Genomic DNA, 25330 nt, shown 5'->3' with positions numbered 1-25330 from the left:
CCTCCGGTTGCTCGACGTTACTTGACGGCTCCGCTGGTGATTCCGGACACGATCCTGCGCTGGGCCACCAGGAAGACGGCGACCATCGGCAGGCTCATCACCACCACGTACGCGAAGATGAGATGCCAGTTGTTGAGGTAGAGCTGTGCTCCGGCGACCTGGTACAGGTTGATGGGCAGGGTCGCCGCGTCCGAGCCGCCGAGAACGAAGAAGGCGTAGAAGATGTCGCTCCAGGCGTAGAGCATCACCATGATCGTCGCGGTGGCGATCACCGGCCGCAGCAGTGGCAGGATGACGCGCAGGAAGATCCGCACCGGCCCCGCGCCGTCGATCCGCGCCGCTTCCTCCAGTTCGGTGGGGATGGTGCGGATGAACCCGGTCATGAAGAAGACCGAGGTGGACAGATACATGCCGGTGTAGACGGCGATCATGCCGGGGCGGGTGCCGGCGAGTCCGAGCTGGCGCAGCTCCATCACGATGGTGATCACGGCGGGCGGCAGCAGGAGGCCGCTGATGGTCAGCGCGTACGCCGCCGAGACCAGCCGGGACGAGCGGCGCGCGAAGACCCAGGCCGCGCCCGCGCCGAGGATCAGCACCAGCGCCACCGAAGGCACCACCACCAGCAGGGAGTTGGCGAAGCCCCGGAGCATCTCGCCCTGGCCGACGGCGTCCGCGTAGTTGTCGGCGGGCTGCCACTGCCGGGGCGGAGCGAGGTTGGGTCGGACCGCCTCGCCCTGCGGCTTGGCCGAGGTGACGAGGACCAGCCACAGGGGTACGCCGACGGCGACGGCCGCGAGCAGCATCACCAGGACGGGGCGCCCGTGGCGCCAGGCGCGCGACTCCCGGCCGGAGACCGGTGTGCGGCGGGCCGCCGCCGGGGCGTGAGCGGTGGTCACAGCATCTGCTCCCTTCGGCGCAGCCCGATGACGAGGGGGATCGCGATGGCGACCACGATCAGGAAGAGGACGAGGCTCATCGCGGAGGCCTGGGCGTACAGGCCCTGTCCGAAGACCCGGAACATGTAGATGTTGAAGACCTCGGTGGAGGCGGCGGGGCCGCCGCCCGTGGTGGCCTGGACGATGTCGAAGGTGTTCATCGAGCCGACGAGGGCGGTGGTCACGTTGAAGGTGAGGGCGGGCGCGAGCATCGGCCAGCGCACCGAGCGGAAGGTGCGCCAGGGCCCGGCCCCGTCGACCTTCGCGGCCTCCAGCATGTCGCCGGGGATGCCCTTGAGCCCGGCGAGGTAGATCAGCATGGACAGGCCCATCCACTTCCAGCCGTGGATGACGGAGACCAGGACGAGGGTCCAGGTGGTGGAGCCGAGCCAGGGGATGTCCGTGCCGAGCGCGGAGTTGACCGCGCCGTCCTGGTCGAGCAGGGCCTGGAAGACGTAGCCGACGGCGAGTGCGGAGATCAGCACGGGCAGGAAGAACACAGCGCGGAAGAAGCGGTTGAAGCGGGAGTCCTGTTCCAGGAGCAGGGCCAGGCCGAGCCCGAAGCCGTTCTGGAAGAGGGCCGCCAGGGCCGCGTAGACAAGGGTGGTCCTGATGGCCCGGACCAGGGAGCCGTCCTCGGCGATGGTGGCGAAGTTGTCGAGCCCGGTGAAGGCGATGTCGGGGTGGTACGAGGACCAGTTGGTGAACGGGTAGTAGAAGTTGAGCAGGTTCGGCACCAGGAAGAAGGCGGCGAAGAGCACGACCGCCGGCAGCGCGAACCACCAGGGGTGGTGGACGGCCGCGCGGGGCAGCCGTCCCACCGGTTTGCTCTTCCCACGGGCGGGCGGCGCCGCCTTGCGTGGGCGTATGGCTGTCTCCGCCACGGCTGACATCCCTCGTTCCGAAGTGTTCCGTTACCGAGTGTTCAGTGATGGGGCAGTGATGGGGCACCGGCCGGGGACCGGTTGGGCAAGGTCCATGACGGTCCGTCAGAATCCCGGTGCGCCCTGCGCCTTGGCCACCTGGGCGAACTGGTCCTGGATGGCCTGGGCCACCTGCGCCGGGGTCTTCTTGCCGTAGATCATGTCGGCGAGGTAGAGATGGGTGTCCGGGGCGACGACGGCCTTGGCCTGGAACACACCGTTGGCGGTGGGCAGCGCCTTGAGCTGGGCCAGCGAGGTCCCGGGAAGCCCCTCGGGGCTGGGTACGCCGGGCTGGACGGACGGGATCTTCATCGCCTTGATGTACTGCGCGTAGTCCGTGCCGAGCCAGAAGGCCAGGAACTGGCGGGCGGCGTTCTGCCGCTTCTCGTCGCCGGTCCTGAAGGCGACGACCCCGTTCGTCTGGTCGGGCGAGTACATGCCGGTGGCGTCCGAGCGGGAGACCGGGAACCAGCCGATCTTCCGGTCGATCTCCGCGGTGCTGTGCTTCGCCTGCAACTGTGTCTGGAAGGACGTGACGTTGAGGACCATGCCCGCCTCGCCGTTCCACAGCGCGTCGGCGGAGCCGGTGAAGGTGCCGGTGCGGTAGTTCTTCTGCGCGAGTCCGGCACCGAGGAGTTGGTCCTTGTAGGTCGTGATGGCGTTGACGACGACCGGGTCGGTCCACTTCTCCTTGTTGGTGTTGAGCCCGTCCCACCACTGCTGGTCGAGGTCGGTGAGCTGTACCTGCATCTGCCACTGCAGGGGCCACTTGTCGCCGCCGGACTCGTAGAACGCGGCGGCGTCGGTCCGGTCCTTGACCGTGTGGCCGAGCTTCAGCAGCTCCGCGTAGTTCCGGGGGAACCGGTCCTCGGTGATGCCCGCCTTCCGGAAGACATCCTTGTTGTAGTAGACGCCGAGCATGGCGGGGCTGGTGACGATCGCGGCGTACCGCTTGCCCTCGACGACGCCGAGGGACCGCTCCGTGTCGCCGAGCCTGCCGACCCAGGGTTCGCCGTCGAGGGTGAGGAGGTTCTGCCGGGGCTGGACGAAGGGCAGTGTGGAGACGGACGGCTGCCAGAACATCAGGTCCGGCTTGTCGCCCGAGGCGAGCTTGGTCGGTACGTTCTGCTCGTACAGGTCGGGGATGGCCTGGGTGTCGACGGTGGCGCCGGTGGCCCGCTCGAAGGCTTCGATGACCTGCCGGGGCGCGTTGACGGTGTTCTGTGCCGTCCACATCGTCAGTTTCACACCGTCGAGCCGGGCCGTGGGGTCGACCGGGGCTCCGGAGTCCGCGCCGCTCCCGCCGTCCCCCGCCGTGGGGTCGCTGCACGCGGTGGCGGTGAGGGCGGTCACGCATATCAGGACGAGGGCTGGGAGAACTCTCTTCATCGGGGGCTCTGCCTCACTGCGTAGAGGGACATGGGGAGGGCGCTCTGGCGGTGGGTCCTGGCGTGGTGTGCGGTGTCACGGCTCCCGGGTGGCGGCGGGCGGCGGTCCTGAGCTCTCCCGCACCACCAGCTCCGGTACGGACAGGGGGCGCGGCGCCACCGGCGCCGACTCCTCCACGACGCCGTGCAGCAGCCCGAAGGCGGCCCGCCCCAGGCCGGTGAAGTCCAGTCGTACGGAGGTGAGCGACGGGGTGAGATAGGCGGAGCCGGGCGCGTCGTCGAAGCCGGCCACGCTCACCTCGCCGGGGACCGCCCGGCCCGCCTCGTGCAGTGCCCGGATCACGCCGAGGGCGAGATCGTCGTTGCCGCAGAGGATCGCGGTGACATCCGGGTCGGCGGCCAGCTTCCGCCCTGCGGCGTACCCGTCGGCAGGTCCCCAGCCGCCCTGGATGCGGCGCGGCTCGGGCGCCCCCGCCTCGCGCAGCGCGGCCCGCCACCCCGCCGTCCGGGGCGCGGTGCGGCGGGTGCTGGAGGGGATCGCGACGTAGTGCACGGTCCGGTGGCCGAGCGCCAGCAGATGGCGGGTGGCCTCGTGGGCCGCCCGCCGGTCGTCGGTCCAGACCCAGGGCAGTTCGTCGCCGGGCGGGCTCGCGGGGGTCTCGACCACCCCGACGACCGGGAGCCCGGCGGGGACGGCGTTCAGCGCCGCGACCCCGGCCGGATCGTACGCGATCACGATCAGACCGCCGCCGGTGTCGGCGGCGCGCTGGACGTCGGCCCGTACGGCGCTCTCCTCGGCCGATTCCAGCACGCCGATCCCCATGGCGTAGGAGGCGCCGCGGGCCGCCTCCTCGATGCCCTGGAGGATCGCCGCGTAGCCGTGGTGCGTGGTGTTCGCGGTGAGCACGGTGACGGACCGGGAGCGGCCGCTGGCCAGCGCGAGCGCGGTGGCGCTGCGCCGGAACCCGAGTTCGTCGATGGTGGCGAGGACCCGTTCGCGGGTGGACCGCTTGACGCTCGGGTGGCCGTTGATCACACGGGAGACGGTCTGGTACGAGACGTCGGCCGCGGCGGCGACGTCCCGGATGCTCGGGCCTGCCTTCGCGCCCGGCTTGGCCGTCTTCCTTGTGTGACCGGTCACATTCATGCCAGGATTGTGACCGGTCACACAGGACTCGTCAAGAGACCGTAACGAAGGATTCACGCACCGGACGCACACCGCCGGCACCGGCGGTTCGGGAGGGGACACGTTGACCGGTCAGTCGGCGAACAGCACGCGGGAGACGTTCACTTGGGGGCATGCGGCGCTCCGGGCGGAGTTCGCCACCGCCCCCGACGGCACGCTGAGGATGACCGGACTCTCCCGCCCGGACGGGACCGGCGGCGCCGTCACGGGCGACCGCCGGGCCCCCTCCGCGACGGCTCCCGCGGGCGGGCTGCGCGTCACCTCGGCGCCGCTGCCGCTCGTCGAGGTGACGGCGCTGGGCCACGGGAGCGGTTGGTCGGGGCAGCGCTTCCTCGACGGGGCGCTCGGCTCCCGGCTGCGGCACCGCGCGCACCGATCCGTACGCGAGGGCGGGTGGCACCGGCTCACGGTCGAACTGCACGATCCGCTCAGCGGGTTGACCGCCGAGGTGCGGTACTCGTCGCCCGACGGGGTGGCCGTGCTGCGGAGCGAGGTCCGGCTCGTCAACGAGGGGGTGGAGCCGCTCGTCGTGCAGTCGGTCAGCAGCCTGCTCGTGGGCGGGCTGCCCTCCCCCGACGTCCTCGACGTGCACCGCGCGCGCAACGACTGGCTCGCGGAGTGCCGTTGGTACCGCGCCCCGCTGCGCGAGACGGTCGCCGGGCTCAACCACGAGGCCCACGAGCACGACAGCCGTGCCGCGCTCACCCTCGCGGGACGCGGAAGCTGGCCCAGCGACGGCCACCTCCCGATGGGCGGGCTGACCGACCGCGCCACGGGACGCGGGCTGCTCTGGCAGATCGAGTCGGCCGCGGGGTGGCGATGGGACACCGGCGAGCGGGCGGGCGCCGCCTATCTCGCGCTGAACGGGCCCACCGACGCCGAGCACCAGTGGCGTGAACGGCTGGCGCCCGGCGGGGAGTTCACCACGGTCGCCGCCGCGGTCGCGGTGGGCGCGGACTTCGAGGACGCGCTCGGCCACCTCACCGCGTACCGCCGGGCCGTCCGCCGCCCGCACCCGGACCACACCACCCTGCCGGTGGTCTTCAACGACTACATGAACACCCTGATGGGCGATCCGACGACCGAGCGTCTGCTGCCGCTCGTCGACGCCGCCGCGGCGGCGGGCGCGGAGTACTTCTGCATCGACTCCGGCTGGTACGACGACCAGGCGAAGGGCTGGTGGGACAGTGTCGGCGAGTGGCTGCCCTCGGAGCGGCGCTTCCCGGACGGCGGTATCCAGGCGGTGCTGGACCACATCCGCTCGCGCGGGATGGTCCCGGGGCTGTGGCTGGAGCCGGAGGTGGTGGGGGTCCGCAGCCCGGTCGCCAAGAGCCTGCCGCCCGAGGCGTTCTTCCGGCGCGACGGTGTCCGGATCACCGAACACGGCCGTCACCAGCTCGATCTGCGCCATCCGGCGGCCCGTGCCCATCTCGACGCGACGATCGACCGGATCGTCGGCGACTGGGGTGTCGGCTATCTCAAGCTGGACTACAACATCAGTGTGGCGCCCGGCACCCAGGGCGAGGGGGACACCTCGCCGGGCGGCGGGCTGCTCGGCCACACCCGCGCCTACCTGGAGTGGCTCGGCGCGGCGCTGGACCGCCATCCGGGCCTGGTCGTCGAGAACTGCGCGTCCGGCGGAATGCGCATGGACGGCGCCTCGCTGGCCGTCACCCAGCTCCAGTCCACCAGCGACCAGCAGGACCCCCTGTACTACCCGCCGATCGCGGCTTCGGCGCCCACGGCCGTGCCGCCGGAGCAGGGCGCGGTCTGGGCCTATCCGCAGCCGGGGTTCACCCCGGAGGAGATCTCGTTCACCCTCGGGAGCGCGCTGCTGGGCCGGATCCATCTCTCCGGGCATCTGGACCATATGACGGAGCCCCAACTCGCCCTGGTGCGCGAGGCCGTGGCCACGTACAAGTCGCTGCGGGGCGAGCTGGCCACCGCGGTGCCCTTCTGGCCGCTGGGGCTGCCGGGGTGGACCGATGCCTGGGTCGCGCTGGGGCTGCGTCCCGGCGGGGCGCCGGCCGCGTCCCCGGGGACGACCTATCTGTCGCTCTGGCGCCGGGACGAGGAGGCCACGCGCACCCTGTCCGTACCGCATCTCGCGGGTGTCGAGGCGCGTGTGGAGATCCTGCACCCCCTGGCCTCCTCCGGCCGGGCGCGCTGGCGGGCGGAGCGCGCGGAGCTGACCGTCGAACTCCCGGCCGCCCCGGCCTGCCTGCTCGTCGCCCTCACCCCGGCGCCCCACTGACACCGGCGAGAGTTTCGGTGCGACCCATCCGTGCACGACCATTGACGCTGTGTCGCACACGTGACAACACTTCGGGACGGCCGTTCCAACAGGAACGCGCAATACCTCACAGATCATTCTGTCCGGGGAGGACCTCCATGCGCCCCCGCACCGCACGCAGAGGCTTCGTTCCGCTCTTCGCCCTGCTGCTCGGACTGCTCGCCGTCCCCGGAGGACCCGCGCAAGCGGAGTCCCCGGACGACGGCGACAGGGCCGCCACCCGACTCGCCGCCGCGCAGCTCACCGTGGCCGGTCTGGACGACGTACGCGGCCATCTCACCCTGCCGGACACCGGCACCGGAGCCACCTCCGTGAGCTGGAGGTCCGACAGGCCGGCGGTGATCGACGCGACCGGTCTGGTCCACCGCCCCCGGCACGGCTCCGGCGCGCGGTCCGTACGGCTCACCGCGACCGTCACCCGCGGCAAGGCCCGCGCCACCCGGGCGTTCCCCGCCACCATCCGCGAACTGCCCGCGAAGCAGAAGTACACGGGGTACGCGTTCAGTTACTTCACCGGCGAGGGCACCGCGGACGGCGAGCAGATCCGCACGGCGCTCAGCCGGGGCAACGACCCGCTCCACTGGCGGGAGTTGAACGGCGGCAGGCCGGTGCTCTCCTCCGAGCTGGGCACGAAGGGGCTGCGCGACCCGTTCGTCATCCGCTCCCCCGAGGGCGACACCTTCTACCAGATCGCCACCGACCTCAGGATGTACGGCAACGGGAACTGGGACCAGGTCCAGCGCACCGGCAGCAGGTCCATCATGGTGTGGGAATCCACCGACCTGGTGAACTGGACCGACCAGCGGCTGGTGGAGGTCGCCCCGGACACCGCGGGCAACACCTGGGCGCCCGAGGCGTACTACGACGACACACTCCACGCGTACGTCGTCTTCTGGGCCTCGAAGATCTACGCGGACGACGACCCGCAGCACACCGGCTCGACGTACAACAAGATGATGTACGCGACCACCCGTGACTTCCGTACCTTCAGCGAGGCGAAGGTGTGGAACGACCCCGGCTACTCGGTCATCGACTCGACCGTGATCCGCCACGACGGCAGCTACTACCGCTTCACGAAGGACGAGCGGGACGGCTCCTCGTCCACCCCGTGCGCCAAGTTCATCACCGCCGAGAAGTCCGACGACCTGCGCTCCACCTCCTACGACTTCGTCGCCGACTGCATCGGCCGGGGTTCCGTCTCCCGGGGCGAGGGGCCGACGGTCTTCAAGTCCAACACCGAGGAGAAGTGGTACCTGTTCATCGACGAGTTCGGGGACCGCGGCTACATCCCCTTCGAGACCACCGACCTCGACTCCGGCACCTGGACCATGTCGGAGAACTACGGACTCCCGGCCAGCCCGCGCCACGGCACCGTCCTGCCGGTGACCCAGGAGGAGTACGACCGGCTGCTCGGCGCATACACCCCCGAGGCATCGGTCGCCGACGCGACGGCGGAGGTCACCCGGCCGTAGCCCCGGCGCCCGGAAGGGGGCGGCTGCCGTCCGGAGTTCCGGACGGCAGCCGTCGTACGTCGCGGGTGCCGGACCGGTCTACGGCTTGGGCAGGGTGCACCCGGGGGCGCTCAGGTCGATCTTGCTGCCGGTCGTGACGCAGGGCACGATCCCGTACGTCTCCTGTGCGTAGTTGATGCCCTGGCGAACGGTGACGGTGCCGTTCGCGTCGACCTCGCACGGGTTGTTGAGCGTGCAGCGCGCGCCGTCCTCGTTGCCGGTGTTGTTGACGGCGACGACCTTTCCGGTGGCGTCGTCGATCACGGGCGAGCCCGAGGTGCCGCCGATGGTGTTGCAGGCGGAGGTGTAGCGGACCGAGTCCTTCCAGGTCCAGCTCCCCTCCTTGAGGAGATAGGCGAAGCCGTCGATGGAGCAGCTGTAGATGCGCTTCCAGTAGCCGGAAACCACCTTGATCGCGGTGCCCTGGACGGGGCGGGCGGCGTTGAGTTCCAGCGCCGTGATGCCGTACGCGCTCTGGATCTGGGCGTAGGTGCTGGTGAGCTGGTACAGCGAGATGTCGGTGTCGGTCATCGTCCCGTACGCGATCTTGTTGGCCCGCAGGGTGGCCACACCGGTGCCGGCCGAGTTGAGCAGGGTGAACGTGCGGGTGGACGCCCGGTCGACGATGACCTGTCCGGCGGCAGGGAAGCCGGTCTCCAGGCAGTGCCCGTTGGAGAGGACGAGTGCGGGGTCGGTCGGCTGCGACTGGGGCGTGCGGACGACGGATCCGGAACAGTTGCTGAGCGCGACCGTTCCGGCGAAGTCGACCGCCGCGAGCCGGGCCTGGGGTGCCGGGTCGGCGACATCCGTCGCCGCGCCGGTCCGTACCGCCTTCGTGGGCGCGCCCGCGTCATGGCTTGTGGCCATCGCGGGTGCCGTGCCGGCTCCGAGGAGCAGGACGGCGAGCAGCGCGCCGAGGAGAGGCTTTCTCATGTGGGATCCCCTCTGTGACCGAAGTTCCTTCGGTGTTTTTTGACATGGGCATTGTTGACGCAAGAGGGCCAACAGGCAACCACGCCTGGGGAGTTCGGGATCCCTGGAGCCGGACACACAGCGCGGGGCGGGACCGTGCCTGCCGGCACCGCCCCGCCCCGCGCACTCGCTGGTCGGAATCAGTTGATCAGTTCATTGCCCGCCTGGACGGCGTCCGTTCCGGCCTGGACGGCCTTCTTCACGGCGCCGACCTTCTTGCCCAGCTTGTTTCCGGTGACACCCTCGACGACCGGCTTGGCCTCCTGGCCGACGGCGACGGCGGTCTTCGCCGTACTGGTCAGCGTGGATCCCAGGTCGAGGGCCTGGGCGGAGGGGGCGACGGCCGCGAGAAGCGCGGAACCGGCGGCGGCTGCGGTGAGAATCCGTTGCACGTTCATGATCGATACAACGAGCGCGGGCTCCGGAGGGCACGTACCCGGACCCGATGGGATGACAAGCCGCGACCCGCCGTCACCCTGCCTTGCCTGTGGGCACGTTGTACGACATGAGCGCGGGCGCGCCCGCGCTCACCCGTACTTCGGTGATCGCGCAGTTGCGCAGCCCCGGCAGGACCCTGCGGTACTCGCTCTCCGGGATCCCGAGCAACCGGCACAGCACCAGCCGGAAGAGCGTGTTGTGCGCGACGACCAGCACCCGCCCGCCGGGCCGCGCGTCCGCGAGGCGCAGCAGCGCGGCGGCGCCCCGGCCCGCGGCGGCCTTCGGGTCCTCGCCGCCCGGCAGCGGATGGGCGGCCGGATCACCGAGGAAGGCGGCGGTCTCGCGCGGGTGGGAGGCGTGGAGTTCGGCGATCGTGCGCCCCTCGGCGACCCCGAAGTCGATCTCGGTCAGCTCCGGTTCGACGACGGGCGTCAGACCGGTCGCCCGGGCGGCCGGCTCCGCGGTGCGCCGGGCGCGGGTGAGGGGGGAGGTGACGATCGCGTCGAGCCGGGCGCCGCCCGCCCACGCGCCGAGTTCCCCGGCCTGCTCGACACCGCGCGGGGTCAGTTCGATGTCGCTGACCCCGGTGTAGCGGTTCTCCGCGTGCCAGACGGTCTCGCCGTGGCGCGCGAGGAAGAGGGTCGTGGGAGTAGGAGTAGGAGTAGGAGTAGGAGGGGCCGCGGGGTTCATCCGTGCTCCCGTGCGTAGGCGGCGGTCGGTGCGGGCAGCCAGCCGCGCTGTTCCAGCGCGTCGACGAGGGCGGTGAAGGGCTCCTGGAAGCGGGCGCCTACCCGGGGGCGCGGTTCCAGCACCGTACGGACGCGGACCATCCCGCGCAGGTCGGAGAGGGGGGCGTCGGGGCCCGCCCGGCCGGAGTCGGTGGCGGCGCGCCGTACGCCGTGGGCGGCGAGAACGGCCATGCCGAGGGCCGAGTCGGTGTGGGCGGGGACGGTGGCCCTGCGGCCGAGGACATCCGCGCGGAGCTGGTTCCAGTAGGCGCTGCGGGTGGCGCCGCCCGTGAAGGTGACCGCCCGGTCGACGGGGGCGCCGAGCAGGCCGAGGTAGGCCAGGCAGAGCCGTTCGGTGAGGGCGACGCCCTGGAGCAGCGCGGCGTAGTGGTCGGCGTCGTCGCGGGGTGTGCCGAGCACGAAGGGCTCGGCGTCGGCGGCCAGGAAGGGGAAGCGCTCGCCGCGCGAGACCAGGGGGTACGCGACGGCGCCCGCCGGTTCGCGGTGCGCGGCGAGGCGGTCGAGGTGGGCGAGGTCGGCACCGGGGAACGCCCGGGTCAGGGCGCCCGCGCCGACGCTGGAGGCGCCGCCGGGGAGCCAGTGGCCGTCCGGGGAGAGGTGGCTGTAGAGCACCCCCGCGGGGTCGTGGAGCGGGGCCGCGGTGACGCCCTTGAGGACGAGGGTCGTGCCGAGGACGGTGTTCCACTGCCCGATGTCCCAGGCGCCGGAGCCGAGTTGGGCGGCGCACCCGTCGGTCATGCCGGCGACGACCGGGGTGGAGACGGCGAGCCCCGTCGCGTCCGCCGCCTCGGCGCACACCGTGCCGAGCGGGGTGCCGGGGAGCACCACGGGCGGGAAGTCCAGCTCCGCGAGGCCGAGTCGGTCGTGGACGGCGACGGGCCAGGACCGGGTGGTCAGGTCGTAGCCGGTCTTCAGCGCGTGGCTGGTGTCGGTCGGTACGGGGTGTCCGACGAGCCGGGCGGTGACGAAGTCGGTCTGGTGGCAGACGCGGGCGCCCCGGAGCGCGCCCGCGTCCGCGGCCCCCTCGGCCCCCGGGCCGGTGAGCCAGAGGAGTTTGGCGAGGGCCCAGCTCGGCTGGATGCGGTGCCCCATGGAGCGCCAGACGTCGGCGCCGGCCTCCTGGGCGCGGGCGGCCTCGGCCCCGGCGCGCCCGTCGTCGTACATGAGCGCGGGGGTGAGCGGCGCCCCGTCGGGGCCGGTCAGCAGGACCGTACCGGATGTGCCGCAGACGGAGAGGCCCCGCACCCGCGAGGCGGCGACGGTACGGAGTGTGCCGCGCAGCGCGGTGCGGACGCCCGACCACCAGTCGGCCGGGAGCTGTTCGTGTCGGTTCCCGTCGCGGTGGCCGGTGAGGGGCGCGGAGCCGCGGCCGAGCACCTGGCCGTCGTCGGTGACGGCGAGGGCGCGCACGCTCTGGGTGCCGAGGTCGACTCCGATCCACACGTCCTGGTGGCGTGGGTCCGTCACAAGCTCCCGCCTTCCCGTCGTTCCCGGTTCCTGCCGTCGTACCGTCCGGCGACGCGTGACCCCACGACGCTTTTCACACCCGTCGTCCCCGGCCGCGGTCCCTCGTCCCGGCGGCCGCGAACGGGCCGGGTCCGTCGCGTCCTGCCTGGTGAGGAACGCGTCGCGCCGTCGGTCGACGGGTTGACCGGGTCGCTGTCCGTGGTGAACACTGCCGACGGTACATCAACAAACAATGTTATATCCTCAGAGCTTGATGTTACTGAGGTGTCGCTGGAACAGGACCGAGGAATGTCACAGGACAAGAGCCGGCGGGGCCCCCTCCAGCGCCGCCGCGAGATTTCCGACCATGTGCTGACCGAGGGTTCGGTGTCGGCGTCGGATCTGGCGGAGCGGTTCGGCGTGAGCGTGATGACGATCTACCGCGACATCGACGAGCTGGAACGCGAGGGCGTGCTGCGCAAGTTCCGCGGTGGGGTCACCGTCCAGCCCTCCGGGGTGTTCGAGAGCAATGTGGCGTTCCGCAAGAAGACCATGCGGCTGGAGAAGGAGGCGATCGCGGCCCGGGCCGCGACCCTGATCGAGCCCGGCATGTCGGTGCTGCTGGACGACTCGACGACCGCGCTGGAGCTGGCCCGGCTGCTCCCCCGCATCGAGCCGCTGACCGTCGTGACCAACTTCCTGGAGGTCCTGAACCTCCTCGCCGACGAGCGCGGCCTCCATCTCATGGCGCTGGGCGGCGATTACGACCCGCTGCACGACTCGTTCCTCGGAGTCCCCTGTGTGGAGGCCGTGGAGGCGCTCCGCGTCGACCTGTGTTTCGTCTCCACCTCGTCGGTCTACGGCGACTACGCCTTCCACCAGGAACAGCGCATCGTCGCCGTCAAGCGCGCGATGCTCAAGGCCGCCGGGCGCAGCGTCCTGATGATCGACCACTCGAAACTCGACCGGACCGCACTGCACCGGCTGACCCCGCTCAGCACCTTCGATCTGATACTGATCGACGACCGCACCCCGCCCGAGGTGCTGCGCTCGCTCGACGAGCGCGGTGTCCCCTACGAGATCGCCGAGACCGCCGCCGCCTGACCTGCCGTCAGCCGAGTCCACGCCAAGGAGACCGCGCCGATGAGAATCCTCGCCGCGGGCGACCACTTCGTCGCCCCCGACCTCTTCACCCGGGAACTGGAAGCCGAGATCGGTCGCGGTCATACGATCGGGGAACTGCTGCTGGAGTGGCCGCTGACGCCGTTCGGCCCGGTCGGTGAGGTCGAGGAGGCGTCGGGGGACGAGGAGACCGTTCTCGCCGCGCTGGAGGGGGCGCGGGTCTGCGTGACGCAGATGGCCCCGGTGACGCGCAAGGTCCTCGAAGGCTCCCCCGAACTGCGGCTGGTGGTGGTCGGCCGGGGCGGTCCCGTCAACGTCAATCTGGAGGCGGCGAAGGAGCGGGGCGTCCAGGTCTGCAACACCCCGGGGCGCAACGCCGCCGCCACCGCCGAGTACACGGTGGGGCTGCTCCTTGCCGCGATGCGCCGGATCCCGGAGACGTCCACCGCGCTCGCCCGGGGCCGCTGGGCGGGCGAGTTCTACACGTACGGCAACTGCGGCCCCGGTCTGGACGGCGCGACGGTCGGGCTGATCGGCTGCGGCGCCGTCGGCAGCCGGGTGGCGCGGGCGCTGACCGCGTTCGGCGCGCGGGTCCTGCTGTACGACCCGTACGCGGACCAGGACGCGCTGCGCGCGGCGGGCACGCCGGTCGCGGACCTGGACGAGCTGCTGCGCCGCTCCGACGTGGTGTCGCTGCACGCGCGGCTGACGCCGGAGACCCGCGGTCTGCTCGGCGCCCGGGAACTCGCGCTGCTCCCGGAGGGCGCGGTCGTGGTCAACTGCGCGCGCGGCGCGCTGCTGGACGAGGCGGCGCTGTGCGACGCGCTGGAGTCGGGGCGGCTCGGGGCGGCGGGCCTCGACGTGTTCGCCGTGGAGCCGCCCCCCGCGGACTCGCGGCTGCGGACCGCTCCCCGGCTCGTCATGACGCCTCATCTGGCGGGCGCGAACACCGCCGTCGCGCACAACGCGGCGCGTATCGCGGCGGCCGAGGTGGGCCGGTTCCTGCGGGGTGAGCCGCTCGCCCACCGCGTCGCCTGACGATCCACGGGTTCCGCAACACAGCACATCGAATCGAATCGACAAGAGGAGACACGGTGTTCGTCGGAGTGGACATGGGTACCTCGGTCGCCAAGGCCGTCGCCTTCGCGGACGACGGCGCGGCCCTGGGAGTGGAGTCGGTCCCGATCTCGCTGGGCGGGCGGGGCGACAAGGTGGAACAGGACGTCGAGGAAGTGGTGTGCGCCGCCACCGAGGTCGTCGGCGCGGTGACGGCGGGCCGTACGCCGCCCGCCCTCGTCGCCCTCACCGGCCAGGGCGACGGCCTGTGGCTGGCCGACCACCGGGGCCGCGCGGTGCGCCCCGCGCTCTCGTGGATGGACGGCCGCGCGGGCTCCCTCGTCAAGGAGTGGATGGACGACGGTACGGCGGGGCGAATGTACCGGCGGACGGGGAACGTCCTGTTCCCGGGCTCCCCCGGGCCGCTGCTGGCCTGGCTGGACCGGCACGAGCCGCACTCCCTGGACTCCGCGACGACCGCCGCGAGCTGCAAGGACATCATCCATCTGCGGCTGACGGGCGAGCGTTCCACCGATCTCTCCGACGCTTCCGTCCCCTTCCTCGACCCGCGCACCCGCGCCTACTCCCCCGAGGCGCTCGCGGCCCTCGGCGTCGGCCACCGCGCGGGGCTGCTGCCGCCCATCGCGGCGACCCTGCCGTACGGGGAGGCCCGCGGCGGCGTCCCGGGGCTGCCGGACGGGACGCCGGTCACCTCGGGACCGTACGACCTACCCGCGTGCGCGATCGGCGCGGGTGTGACCGAGCCGGGCGACGGGCTGCTCATCGTGGGGACGACGCTGGCGTGCCAGGTCGTCGTCGAGCGGGTCGCGTTCGACGAGGAGCCGGTGGGCTTCCATCTGGCGCTGGCCAGACCCGACCGCCATATGCGGGCGCTGCCGGCGATGACCGGCACAGTCGCGCTCGACTGGGTGCTGGGGGTCACCGGCACGGCGCACGAACAGGTCTCCGGTCTGCTGGACTCGACCCCGCGTGGCGCCCGGGGGGTGACCGCGCTGCCGTACCTCTCCCCCTCGGGCGAGCGCGCGCCGTTCGTGGACCACACCGCCCGCGCGGAGTTCACCGGCCTCGATCTGCGGGCCTCGCGCGCCGACCTGGTGCGGGGCATGTGCGAGGCGATCGCCTTCGCGGCGCGGCACTGCCTGGAGGCGGCCGGCCTCACCGGCGAACTGGCCGTGTGCGGCGGCGGTACGCGCAGCCAGGCCTGGCTGCGGCTGTTCGCCGATGTCATCGGACGGCCGCTGCGGGTGGCGCGCGGCCCGGAGCCGGGCGCGCGCGGCGCCGTGCTGGCCGCCGTCGCCGCCCGGGGCGAGCAGCTGGGCCGGGAGCTGGACGTCGCCGCCTGGACGGCCCCGGAGACGGTGGTGGACCCGGATCCGGCGGGTGTGGCGTTCTACGAGGAGGCGTACGCGGACTACCTGTTCCGGGTGGAGAGCGCGCGGGCGCGCTGGCGGGGCCCCGACGGCACCCGCTGAGCCGGTGGCCGGCGGATGCTCCTGCCTCGGCCCGCGAGGCCGGAGCATCCGCGGCGGCCGGGCCTTCGAGCCGGGCCTTGCCCTGGCCGAGGAGCAGCCTCAGCCCTTGAGGCCGCTCGCGAACCCCTTGATGACATAGCGCTGGAGCAGCAGGAACACGATCAGGATCGGCAGCGCGGCCAGTACCAGTCCGGCGAAGACCAGGCCGTAGTCGGAGACGTACTGGCCGACGAAGGAGAACACCCCCACGGGCACGGTCTCCTTGCCGGAGCCGCCGAGGTAGAGCAGCGGGGTGAAGAAGTCGTTCCAGATGAACACCGCGTTCAGGATGATCACGGTGCCGGTGATGGGCCGCAGCAGGGGGAAGACGATCCGGGTGAAGGCCTGCCGGTTGTCGCAGCCGTCGATCAGCGCCGCCTGCGCGTAGTCCGCGGGCAGGGCGCGGATGAAGCCGGTGTAGAGGAAGACGGTGAACGGGAGCTGGATGCCGGTGTAGAAGAGGACCATGCCCTGGTAGGTGCCGAGCCAGCCGAGGCTGTCGACCAGTTTGTAGAGCGGGATCATGCCGAGCTGGAACGGCAGCACGATCCCGAGCAGGAAGAGGACGTAGAGCCCGTACCCGAGGCCGCGTGCCCGGCGGGCCAGGTAGTAGGCGCCGGTGGAGCCGAGGACGATCAGCAGGAGCAGGCTGACGGTGGTGATGAGCGCGCTGCTGACCAGGGCGGGGCCGAGCGAGGCGGAGGACCAGGCGTCCCCGAAGTTGGCGAAGGTGGGCGGCGCGGGCGGCGACAGCGGCGACTCGGCGATCTGCCGGGGGTCCTTCATCGCCAGGGTGACCAGCGCGTACACCGGGAAGAGGAAGACCACCGCGACGGCGATCATCACCAGTTCCAGGGCGTAGCCCCCGAACCGCGAGCGGGTCCGGCGGCGTTGACGCGCGGTCCGGGCCGCGGTGGCGTCCTGCGGGGCGGTGGCGGTGGTGCTCACGCGGTGACCTCCCGGGCACGCAGATAGCGGAGCTGGACCAGGGAGACGGCGGCGACGAACAGCGCGAGGACGAGGGCGACCGCGGTGCTGTAGCCGAACTTGCCGTAGACGAAGGCCTCTTTGTAGAGCACCGTGGACAGGGTCTCGCTGGAGGTGCCGGGGCCGCCGTTGGTGGCGGCGTACACCTGGTCGAAGAGTTTCAGCCCGCCGATGGTCGACAGCATCAGGTTGATGGTGAGCGCCGGGGCGAGCAGCGGCCAGGTCACGAAGCGGAAGCGCTGCCAGGCACCCGCGCCGTCGATCCGCGCCGCCTCGTGGAGTTCGGCGGGCACGCCCTGGAGCCCGGCGAGGAAGATGACCATCGAGTACCCCGCGTACTGCCAGACCACCATCGCGGCGACCGACCACAGGGCGAGCGCGGGGTCGCCGAGCCAGTCCTGGCGCAGTCCGCCGAGCCCGACGGCGCCGAGGATCCCGTTGAGCCCGGCGCCGTCGTCGGGGTTGTACACGTACTTCCAGAGGAAGGCGACCATGACGGGGCTGACGACGGCGGGCGCGAAGAAGATCACGCGGAGCAGGGCGCGCGATCTGATGTTGGCGTGCACGCCGAGCGCGAGCAGCAGGCCGATGCCGTTCTGGACGACGACCACGGCGAGGGTGAGCAGCAGGGTGTTGCCGACGGACTCCAGGGCGCGCCGGTCGTCCAGCAGCGTACGGAAGTTGTCCACGCCGACGAAGGAGAAGCCGCCGACGCCGGACCAGTCCGTGAAGGCGTAGACGACGCCCGCGAGGCTCGGGTAGAGGACGACGACGGCGTACACCAGGAGCGCGGGGACGACGAAGCCCCACGGGGGGAGGGTGCCGTCGCGCCGCCATCGGGCGGTGCGCGCCGCCCCGCTCCCGTCCGTCTTCCGGGCGGTCCCGGGGGCGGCGGGGGACGGCGGCCCGGGTCGCGGTGTGGTCCGCTCGGGCAGGGGGTTCACGATGTCTTGCCGTAGGCCGCGTCCAGCTGTCCCAGCGCGCCCTTGACGTCGGTCTTGCCCGCGAGGAGATCCTGTACGGCGGCGAAGTGGGCGGGCTGCACCTCCGCGTTGGGCCATGCCTGGTCCATGAAGGGGACGGCGCGGTCGGCGTCGATGATCGGCAGGAAGTCGGCCAGCACGGGGTCGATCCTGGTCGTGGCGTCCCGCTGGAAGGGGATCGCGGAGACGGCGGTCGCCCAGGCGTTGATGTTCTCCTGCCGGCCGAGGAAGTCGACGAACGCCTTGGCCTTGTCCGGGTTCTTGGCGTGGGCGGCGACGCCCAGTCCGACCACGATCCCCGCCGGTATCCACAGTTGGGCGGCGTCGTCACCGCCGGGGAAGGGGAACATGCCCAGGTCGTCGGGGGTCCGGGTGGCGTCGCGGAAGGTGGAGAGCACCGCGGAGACCTGCACGGCCATGGCCGCCTTGCCGCTCGCGACGAGGGAGGTCTGCTGCTCGAAGGTGGTGCCGTTGGGGTTGTCGTTGAAGAAGCCCTTGGTCTGGAGCTCCTTGTACCTGCCGAGGGCGTCGGCCCAGCCGGAGTCGGCGAACGTGGTGCGTCCGGCGGCCATGTCGGCGTCGAAGCCGGGGGTCGTGGCGTAGACCGCGTTGGGGACGAGGGCGTATGTGATGAGCTGGGTGACCCAGGGCGTCTGCGCGCCGAGGGCGATCGGCACGATGCCCTTCGCCTTCAGCGTGGCGCAGACGTCGAGGAGTTCAGCCCAGGTCGTGGGCGGCTGCACACCGGCCTTGGCGAAGGTCTTCTTGTTGTATATGGCGCCGATGACGCTGCTGCCGGCCGAGTAGAGGTAGGTCTTGCCCTCGTAGCGGTAGGCGGCGTCGAAGTTCTTGGGTATGCCCTGGGTCCACTTCTGCGCCGAGAGGTCGGTGAGCAGCCCCGCCTTGGCCAGCTCGACCATGGACATGGCGCTTCCGCTGCCGGGGAACAGGACGTGCACGTCGGGGGCGTTGCCGCCGGCGAGCTGGGTGCGTACGACGGTCTGGACCTGGTCGGTGGGGGCGAAGGAGGTGGCGAAGGTGTCGTCGGGGTGGCTCTTGCGGTAGGCGGCCAGCAGTTCCTCGACGGGCTTCTGCTGGTCGGCGACGCCGACGATACGGACCTTGCCGCCGCCGGAACCGCCGGAGCCGGAACACGCGGTGAGGGCCGGGGGCAGCGCGGCGAGGGCCGCGGCCCCGCCGCCCATGCGGAGCAGCCCTCGTCGGCTGAGCGTGCCGGGGAGGGGCGGGACGCGGGAACCCGTGGTCATGTCATGTCCTCCTCGTGGGGGCCGGCGTGCGTCGGCGCCGCCGGACCTGGTGTGCGCGGGAGCGCGGCGGCGCGGTGCGGCCCTCCGCGCTCCGGTGTGCCCGCCGGTACGTAGGCGGCGGTGAAGCGGTAGACGCCGGAGGCCACGCGGTAGACGGCGCGGCCGGGGCCGGTCCCGGCGACGGTGAGGTGGGCGCCGTCCACGGGTACCTCGCCGGACTCACGGACCGACCGGGGGTCGGTGGTGGGGACATGGATCTCGGCGGTGGCGCCCGGGGGCACCCGCACGCGCAGGGAGAGGGTGTCGCCGCGCCGTTCCCAGCGCACGGTGACGGTGCCGCGGACCGATTCGTACCGGGCGCTCGCGTGGGTGAGGTCGCCGGGGGCGGGGCGTACGGTCAGGTGCCGGTAGCCGGTGGAGTCGGCGCTCTGGTCGAGTCCGGCGACGCCCCGGTAGAGCCATTCGCCGATCGAGCCGAGCGCGTAGTGGTTGAAGGAGTTCATCGCCGGGGCCCGGAAGCCGGCCTCGGGGGTCCAGCCGTCCCAGCGTTCCCAGATCGTGGTGGCGCCGTGGTGCAGCGGGAAGAGCCAGGAGGGTGCCTCGGTACGGCGCAGCAGGGCGTGGGCGAGGTCGGCGCGGCCGTGCGCGTCCAGGACGGGCGCGGCGAGGGCGACCCCGAGGAAGCCGGTGACGAGTCCGGGGCCCGCGGCCTCGACCAGTTCGGCGAGGCGCCGGGCGGCCGCGGGCTCCTGTTCCTCGGGGAGCAGGTGGAAGGCGAGGGCGAGGAGGTAGCCGGTCTGGGTGTCGCCCTCGATCCGTACGGAGCCGCCGTCCGGCCCGTCCGCCTCGTCCGGGCCCGGTGTGCGGGTGACGAAGCGGTCGTTGAAGGCGGCCCGTACAGCGGCGGCCAGCCGGTGGTGTTCGCGGGCGAGGTCGTGGTGGCCGAGCACCTCGGCGGCGCGTGCGGTGAGGTGGGCGCTGTGCGCGAAGTAGGCGGTGGCGACGACCTCGCGCGGAGTCGGGGTGCCGGGGGCCAGCCAGTCGGAGAAGTGCGGGCCGACGCGGTGGCGCCAGACGAGGTCGGGGTTGTGACGGCGGATCAGCTCCACCCAGGCGCACATGCCGGGCAGCGCGCGGGCGAGGAAGCGCGGGTCGTCGTAGGTGCGGTAGAGGTGCCACGGGATGATGACGCCCGCGTCGGCCCAGCCGGGGGCGCCTTCGTCGGCGACCCCCACGAGGCGCGGGGCGACGTTGGTGAAGCCGCCGTCGGGGGTGCGGGCGTCGTCCACGTCGCGCAGCCACTTGGTGAAGAACGCGGCGACATCGGCGTTGAGGGCGGCCGTGGGCAGGAAGACCTGCGCGTCCGCGAGCCAGCCGAGGCGTTCGTCGCGCTGCGGGCAGTCGGTGGGCACGCTGACGAAGTTGGAGCGCTGGCCCCAGGTGACGCAGTCGTGGAGCCGCCGGATGTCGGGGTCGGAGCAGTCGAACGAGCCGGCCCACGGGGTGTCGCTGTGCAGCGCGACGGCGACGATGTCCGGCGCGGCCAGCTCGGCGAGGCCGGTGACCTCGGCGTAGCGGAAGCCGTGGTAGGTGAAGCGCGGCTCGAAGACGGTGTGCGCCCGCCCGTCGCCGATGAGCAGGTCGGTCGCGGCGGCGGTGCGCAGGTTGGCGGTGTAGAGCTCGCCGTCCTCGTCCAGGACCTCGGCGTGGCGCAGCGTCACCCGGGCGCCGTGGGCGAGGCCGTCGACGCGGAGCCGTACCCTTCCGGCGAGGTTCTGGCCGAAGTCGACGACATGGACGCCGTCGCGCAGCCGGGTGACCGTACGGGGGGTCAGTTCGGCGGTGGCCCGCACGGGTTCGTCGGGCGCGGCGACGAGCAGCCGGTGGTCGGCGTCCGTGACCCGCGCGGGCGACCAGTCGGCGTCGTCGAAGCCGGGCAGGTCCCAGCCGTCGGCGGAGCGGCGCAGATCGTGGCACTCGCCCATGAGCAGGTCGGCATGGCGAATCGTGCCCGTACCGGTGCGCCAGGTGTGGTCGGTGACGACTCTCGTGGTACGGCCGTCGGCGTCGACCAGGTGGAGTTCGGCCAGCAGCTGGGGCGTCGAGCCGTAGTGGGCGCCCGCCCTGCGGGGTTCGAAGCCGACGAAGCCGCTCCACCAGCCGTCGGCGACCGTCGCGGCGAGGACGTTCTCACCGCCGCCGTCCCGGATCAGTTCCGTCACGTCGTACGTCTGGTACTGGATCCGGTGGTGGTAGTCGGTCCAGCCGGGGGCGAGTTCGGCGTCGCCGACCCGGGTGCCGTTGAGCCGGATCTCGTAGAGCCCGCGCGCGCTCACGTACAGCCGTGCGCGGTCGACCGGGCCGGGGGTGCCGGGGAAGGCGCGCCGCAGGACGGGGCAGGGGGTGAGCCCGTGGTGGTCGAGGGCCGCCTCGCCCTCGGTCGGCGCGTCCATCACCTCGATCGGGTCGGGGTCGTGGGTGATCCAGCTCGCGCGCCAGCCGTCGTCGTCGGGCCGTTCGCCGACCGGGTCGCCGGAGGGGTCGCCGGTCGGCGCCATGACGAGGCCGGTCTCGAACCAGGAGCCGGCCGCCGCGGGAGCCCCCGGGCCGGCCGGGTCGACGGTGACCTGCCAGTGGTAGCGGGTACGGGGCTCCAGCGCGGGCCCGGTGTAGCGGACGCAGACCGCCCGCGGGTCCGTCAGCGGACCGCTGTCCCACAGGGGTTCACCGCCTGCGGCGAGGTCCTCGGGCCGCCGCCCGACCCGTACCCGGTGACCGGCCGGGGCGTCGCCCCGGCGGTCGGAGGCGAGCCGCCACGAGAGCAGCGGTCCGGGCTCGTCGATGCCCAGGGGGGTGACGCGGTGGTCGCAGCGCAGACCGTAGGGGCGCAGGCGCCCCGCTGCGGAGGGACCGGACACGGACACGTCCTTCCTGCGCGCCGGCCTAACGGCGCATCACCATCGTTCCTACGCCGTCGTTCACCACCCACCCGGCGTGAAGACGACACGTCTCCATGTGAAATCTAACGTGAATTCTGTGGCGTGGACACTATGAGCCGCCCGCGAGAAGTGTCAAGGGTGTTACACAGGGCTGGTCGGACACCTCATGGCGCGATCGGTCAGCACCGCGATGCCGCCGTACAGTCGCCTGCGACAGGCGTTGTCGACCTGGCGGCGGGTGGTCTTGTGACGGGTGAATACGTGTGATATTCACCGTGTGATTACAACATGAACGGACGTTAAATCACGCGTCATTTCCGCCTCGGGTCACGCGGGAATCGCGCACGACGAACGGACGAGGATTCATGCGGATGAACAGTGGGATCAGCACCAGCGGAACCACCTCGGCCACCGGGTTCGGGAGAAGGGCGATGCTCGGCGCCACCGGAACGGTCGCACTGGCGGTCGCGGCAGGCAATCTGTCGGCGGGCCGGGCGGGCGCCGCCGAACGCCGCCTCCGCGAGGACCCGTTCACCCTCGGGGTCGCGTCCGGCGATCCCTGGCCGGACGGCTTCGTCCTCTGGACCCGGCTCGCGCCGCACCCGCTCGCCCCCGACGGAACCGGCGGCATGGACCCGCGCGCGGTCACCGTCTACTGGGAGGTGGCGGAGGACGAGCGCTTCCGGCGCGTCGTCCGCCGGGGCTGGACCCGGGCGGTCGCCGAACTCGCCCACTCCGTCCACGTCGAGGTCAGCGGACTCAGACCCGGCCGCCAGTACTACTACCGCTTCCGCGCCGGCGGCATGCTCTCCCCCGTCGGCCGCTCGCGCACCGCGCCCGCGCCGCACAGCGACCCCCGCTCCCTGAACTTCGCGTTCGTCTCCTGCCAGGCGTGGTTCGAGGGGTTCTACACCGCCTACCGGCATCTCGCCGAGGAAGACGTCGATCTGGTCCTCCATCTCGGCGACTACATCTACGAGAACCCCATCGACGCCATGGGCGGCGTACGCAAGACCCCCGTCGCCGCCGAGCTGCGCCCCGAGCCGATGGACCTGACCCAGTACCGCAACCGGCACGCGCTGCACCGCTTCGACAACGACCTCATCGCCGCCCACCAGGCCCATCCCTTCGCCGTCGTGTGGGACGACCACGAGGTCGAGGACAACTGGGCCGGCGACATCTCCAAACACCCGGACGTGGACCCGGCGGCCTTCCGGGTGCGCGCCGCGGCGGCCTTCCAGGCGTACTACGAACACCTGCCCCTGCGGCTGCCGAACAAGCCGCGCGGCTTCGACGCCCGGATGTACCGGAGTCTGCGGTACGGGCGGATGGCGACGTTCCACATCCTCGACACCCGGCTGTACCGCGACGACCAGCCGTGCGGCGACGGCACCAAGACCGGCTGCGAGGAGCGGCTCGACCCCGACCGCACCATCCTCGGCGCGGAGCAGGAACGATGGCTCTACAACAGCCTGGGCCGCTCCGACGCGAAGTGGAACCTGATCCCCCAGCAGATCGCCATGAACCAGGTGGACACCGACCCCGGTCCCGGCCAGTCCTTCGTGATGGACTTCTGGGACGGCTATGTGGCCTCCCGCGAACGGCTCTTCAAGGAGATCTCCGACCGGAACGTGGCCAACCCCGTCGTGCTCACCGGTGACATGCACCGCCATCTCGCGGCGGACCTCAAGCGGAACTTCGACGACCCGGACTCCCCCGCCATCGGGGTCGAGTTCGTCGGCACCTCCATCTCGACCAAGATGGACGGCATGGACCTGGACCCGTCCGGGGCGAACCTGCTGGCCGCCAACCGGCACATCAAGTTCACCAACTACCAGCGCGGTTACGTCCGCTGCTCCCTCACCCCGCGCAGCTGCCGCGCCGACTTCCGGGTCCTGCCGTACGTCACCACCCCCGGCGCGCCGGTGTCCACCCGGATGTCCTTCGTCACCGAGGCGGGCCGGCCGGGCGTGCAGCCCGTCTGACCGGACGCGCGCGTACGCACGGGCGCGCCGGTCCCGTACCCGCGGAGGTACGTACGGACCGGCGCGCTCGCCGAGGGGGCCGCGGGTGCGGTGTTACGGGGCGACGGGGCGCGGCCCCGTACCGGCGATCACCTCGGGGCGCAGCAGCGCCGCGAGCCGGTCGGCCGGGAGGAGCCCGCGCTCCAGCACGAGTTCGGCGACGCCGCGGCCGGTGGCCAGCGCCTCCTTGGCGATCTCGGTCGCGGCGGTGTAGCCGATGTGCGGATTGAGCGCGGTGACGAGTCCGATGGAGTTCTCGACGGTCGCGCGCAGCGTCTCGGTGTTGGCGGTGATGCCGGAGACACAGCGCTCGGCGAGGGTGACGCAGGCGGCCCGCAGATGGGTGATGCTCTCCGAGAGGGAGTGCAGGATGATCGGCTCGAAGGCGTTGAGCTGGAGCTGTCCCGCCTCGGCGGCCATGGTGATGGTGACGTCGTTGCCGATCACCTCGAAGGCGACCTGGTTGACGACCTCGGGGATCACCGGGTTGACCTTGCCGGGCATGATGCTCGACCCGGCCTGGACCGGCGGCAGGTTGATCTCCGCGAAGCCCGCGCGCGGCCCGGAGGAGAGCAGCCGCAGATCGTTGCAGCTCTTGGAGAGCTTGACCGCGATGCGCTTGAGCACCCCGGAGAGATGGACGAAGGCGCCGCAGTCCTGGGTGGCCTCCACGAGGTTGGCCGCGGTGACCAGGGGCAGCCCGGTGAGGTCCGAGAGATGGCGGCGGGCGGCCTCCGCGTAGCCGGCGGGGGCGTTGAGGCCGGTGCCGATGGCGGTCGCGCCGAGGTTGATCTCGTGGATGAGGAGGACGGCCTCGGCCAGCCGGCTCTGGTCCTCCTCCAGCATCACCGCGTACGCCGAGAACTCCTGGCCGAGCGTCATGGGCACGGCGTCCTGGAGCTGGGTGCGCCCCATCTTGAGGATGTCGTGGAACTCCGCCGCCTTGGCGGCGAACGCCTCGCGCAGGACGGTCATCGCGTCGAGCAGTTCGCGCACGGCGATGATCGTGGCCACGTTGACGGCGGTCGGGTAGACGTCGTTCGTGGACTGGCTGAGGTTGACGTCCTCGTTGGGGTGCAGGTGCGCGTAGTCGCCCTTGGTGTGCCCGAGGAGCTCCAGCGCCCGGTTGGCGATCACCTCGTTGGCGTTCATGTTGGTCGAGGTGCCGGCGCCGCCCTGGATGACGTCCACGACGAACTGGTCGTGGAACCTGCCCTCCTCCCGTATCTCCCGGCAGGCGGCGGCGATGGCCGCGGCCTTCTCCCCGGCGAGCAGCCCGAGGTCCTCGTTGGCACGGGCCGCGGCCTCCTTCACGGCGGCGAGCGCGTTGATCAGATGCGGGTACGCGGAGATGGCCGTACCGGTGATGGGGAAGTTCTCCGAGGCGCGCAGCGTGTGCACGCCCCAGTACGCGTCGGCGGGTATGTCGCGGTCGCCGAGCAGATCGTGTTCGGAGCGGTGGCCGGCAGTCATGGCGCAGGGGTTCCTTCGTGAGGGTGGGAGGAGATCGGCCGGACAGGGCCCGCGCGGCCGGGCCACGCGGGCCGGGTGAGCGGACCGCACGGCCCGGGTGCGGCG

The 25330-nt window shown here is 72.0% G+C and carries 18 protein-coding genes and 1 pseudogene; 6 read left to right on the top strand and 13 right to left on the bottom strand.

Features of this window, described 5'->3' with window-relative positions:
- Nucleotides 1–17: 17 nt before the first annotated feature.
- From ACFTZC_RS09500 to ACFTZC_RS09485, 4 genes are all read right to left on the bottom strand, one after another.
- Complete coding sequence (locus tag ACFTZC_RS09500; protein ID WP_382888202.1) at nucleotides 18–896, bottom strand: carbohydrate ABC transporter permease; 879 nt, start codon at nucleotides 894–896, stop codon at nucleotides 18–20.
- Nucleotides 893–1819, bottom strand: a complete 927-nt coding sequence (locus tag ACFTZC_RS09495; protein ID WP_382888201.1) for a carbohydrate ABC transporter permease — start codon at nucleotides 1817–1819, stop codon at nucleotides 893–895. Before ACFTZC_RS09495 ends, ACFTZC_RS09500 begins: the two co-directional genes overlap by 4 nt.
- A gap of 105 nt (nucleotides 1820–1924) precedes the next feature.
- On the bottom strand, nucleotides 1925–3247 hold the full coding sequence (locus tag ACFTZC_RS09490; protein WP_382888200.1) for an ABC transporter substrate-binding protein: 1323 nt from the start codon (nucleotides 3245–3247) through the stop codon (nucleotides 1925–1927).
- Nucleotides 3248–3322: 75 nt separating this feature from the next.
- A complete protein-coding gene (locus tag ACFTZC_RS09485; protein ID WP_382888199.1) occupies nucleotides 3323–4393 on the bottom strand; it encodes a LacI family DNA-binding transcriptional regulator in 1071 nt (356 codons plus the stop codon).
- 103 nt (nucleotides 4394–4496) lie between these two features.
- Here ACFTZC_RS09485 and ACFTZC_RS09480 point away from each other — a divergent pair, with 103 nt between their 5' ends.
- Together ACFTZC_RS09480 and ACFTZC_RS09475 are read left to right on the top strand one after the other, a co-directional pair.
- A complete protein-coding gene (locus ACFTZC_RS09480) occupies nucleotides 4497–6686 on the top strand; it encodes an alpha-galactosidase (RefSeq protein WP_382888198.1) in 2190 nt (729 codons plus the stop codon).
- Nucleotides 6687–6919: 233 nt separating this feature from the next.
- A pseudogene (locus ACFTZC_RS09475) lies at nucleotides 6920–8164 on the top strand (immunoglobulin-like domain-containing protein); the annotation flags it as partial.
- 111 nt (nucleotides 8165–8275) lie between these two features.
- Here ACFTZC_RS09475 and ACFTZC_RS09470 read toward each other — a convergent pair.
- The 4 genes from ACFTZC_RS09470 to ACFTZC_RS09455 form a co-directional block, all read right to left on the bottom strand.
- Entirely contained in the window at nucleotides 8276–9169 is an 894-nt protein-coding gene (locus tag ACFTZC_RS09470) for a serine protease (protein WP_382888197.1), read from the bottom strand.
- A 179-nt stretch (nucleotides 9170–9348) separates the two neighbouring features.
- Entirely contained in the window at nucleotides 9349–9606 is a 258-nt protein-coding gene (locus ACFTZC_RS09465) for a hypothetical protein (RefSeq protein ID WP_365817509.1), read from the bottom strand.
- A gap of 73 nt (nucleotides 9607–9679) precedes the next feature.
- The gene (locus tag ACFTZC_RS09460; RefSeq protein WP_382888196.1) at nucleotides 9680–10336 is read right to left on the bottom strand and encodes a histidine phosphatase family protein; all 657 of its coding nucleotides are present in this window, start codon (nucleotides 10334–10336) and stop codon (nucleotides 9680–9682) included.
- Nucleotides 10333–11862, bottom strand: coding sequence for an FGGY-family carbohydrate kinase (locus ACFTZC_RS09455; RefSeq protein ID WP_382888195.1), 1530 nt, complete (start codon nucleotides 11860–11862; stop codon nucleotides 10333–10335). Before ACFTZC_RS09455 ends, ACFTZC_RS09460 begins: the two co-directional genes overlap by 4 nt.
- 288 nt (nucleotides 11863–12150) lie before the next feature.
- On the opposite strand from ACFTZC_RS09455, the gene ACFTZC_RS09450 reads away from it, so the two are divergent.
- From ACFTZC_RS09450 to ACFTZC_RS09440, 3 genes are read left to right on the top strand one after another with little or no spacing between them, the layout of a single operon-like run.
- Entirely contained in the window at nucleotides 12151–12945 is a 795-nt protein-coding gene (locus ACFTZC_RS09450) for a DeoR/GlpR family DNA-binding transcription regulator (protein ID WP_382888194.1), read from the top strand.
- Nucleotides 12946–12984: 39 nt separating this feature from the next.
- Complete coding sequence (locus ACFTZC_RS09445) at nucleotides 12985–14001, top strand: 2-hydroxyacid dehydrogenase (protein ID WP_382888193.1); 1017 nt, start codon at nucleotides 12985–12987, stop codon at nucleotides 13999–14001.
- A gap of 56 nt (nucleotides 14002–14057) precedes the next feature.
- Complete coding sequence (locus tag ACFTZC_RS09440) at nucleotides 14058–15512, top strand: FGGY family carbohydrate kinase (RefSeq protein ID WP_382888192.1); 1455 nt, start codon at nucleotides 14058–14060, stop codon at nucleotides 15510–15512.
- A gap of 99 nt (nucleotides 15513–15611) precedes the next feature.
- Here the strand turns inward: ACFTZC_RS09440 and ACFTZC_RS09435 are convergent, their stop codons facing one another.
- Genes ACFTZC_RS09435 through ACFTZC_RS09420 form a run of 4 tightly spaced genes read right to left on the bottom strand, consistent with a single transcriptional unit; the run spans nucleotide 15612 to nucleotide 21707 of the window.
- Nucleotides 15612–16499, bottom strand: coding sequence for a carbohydrate ABC transporter permease (locus ACFTZC_RS09435; protein ID WP_382888191.1), 888 nt, complete (start codon nucleotides 16497–16499; stop codon nucleotides 15612–15614).
- Nucleotides 16496–17482: a carbohydrate ABC transporter permease gene (locus ACFTZC_RS09430; protein WP_382888190.1), complete on the bottom strand. Its 987-nt coding sequence runs from the start codon at nucleotides 17480–17482 to the stop codon at nucleotides 16496–16498. Before ACFTZC_RS09430 ends, ACFTZC_RS09435 begins: the two co-directional genes overlap by 4 nt.
- Complete coding sequence (locus ACFTZC_RS09425) at nucleotides 17479–18789, bottom strand: extracellular solute-binding protein (protein WP_382888189.1); 1311 nt, start codon at nucleotides 18787–18789, stop codon at nucleotides 17479–17481. Before ACFTZC_RS09425 ends, ACFTZC_RS09430 begins: the two co-directional genes overlap by 4 nt.
- Entirely contained in the window at nucleotides 18786–21707 is a 2922-nt protein-coding gene (locus ACFTZC_RS09420; RefSeq protein WP_382888188.1) for a family 78 glycoside hydrolase catalytic domain, read from the bottom strand. Before ACFTZC_RS09420 ends, ACFTZC_RS09425 begins: the two co-directional genes overlap by 4 nt.
- 392 nt (nucleotides 21708–22099) lie before the next feature.
- On the opposite strand from ACFTZC_RS09420, the gene ACFTZC_RS09415 reads away from it, so the two are divergent.
- Complete coding sequence (locus ACFTZC_RS09415) at nucleotides 22100–23713, top strand: alkaline phosphatase D family protein (protein ID WP_382888187.1); 1614 nt, start codon at nucleotides 22100–22102, stop codon at nucleotides 23711–23713.
- A 93-nt stretch (nucleotides 23714–23806) separates the two neighbouring features.
- Here ACFTZC_RS09415 and aspA read toward each other — a convergent pair whose 3' ends face one another.
- Entirely contained in the window at nucleotides 23807–25225 is a 1419-nt protein-coding gene (gene aspA, locus ACFTZC_RS09410) for an aspartate ammonia-lyase (protein WP_382888186.1), read from the bottom strand.
- Nucleotides 25226–25330 lie beyond the last annotated feature (105 nt).

The sequence above is a fragment of the Streptomyces sp. NPDC056987 genome, from assembly GCF_042673865.1.
Taxonomy (GTDB): Bacteria; Actinomycetota; Actinomycetes; order Streptomycetales; family Streptomycetaceae; genus Streptomyces.
Note: the sequence above shows the minus strand (reverse complement) of the source record. Positions and strands in the feature narration are given on the sequence as shown.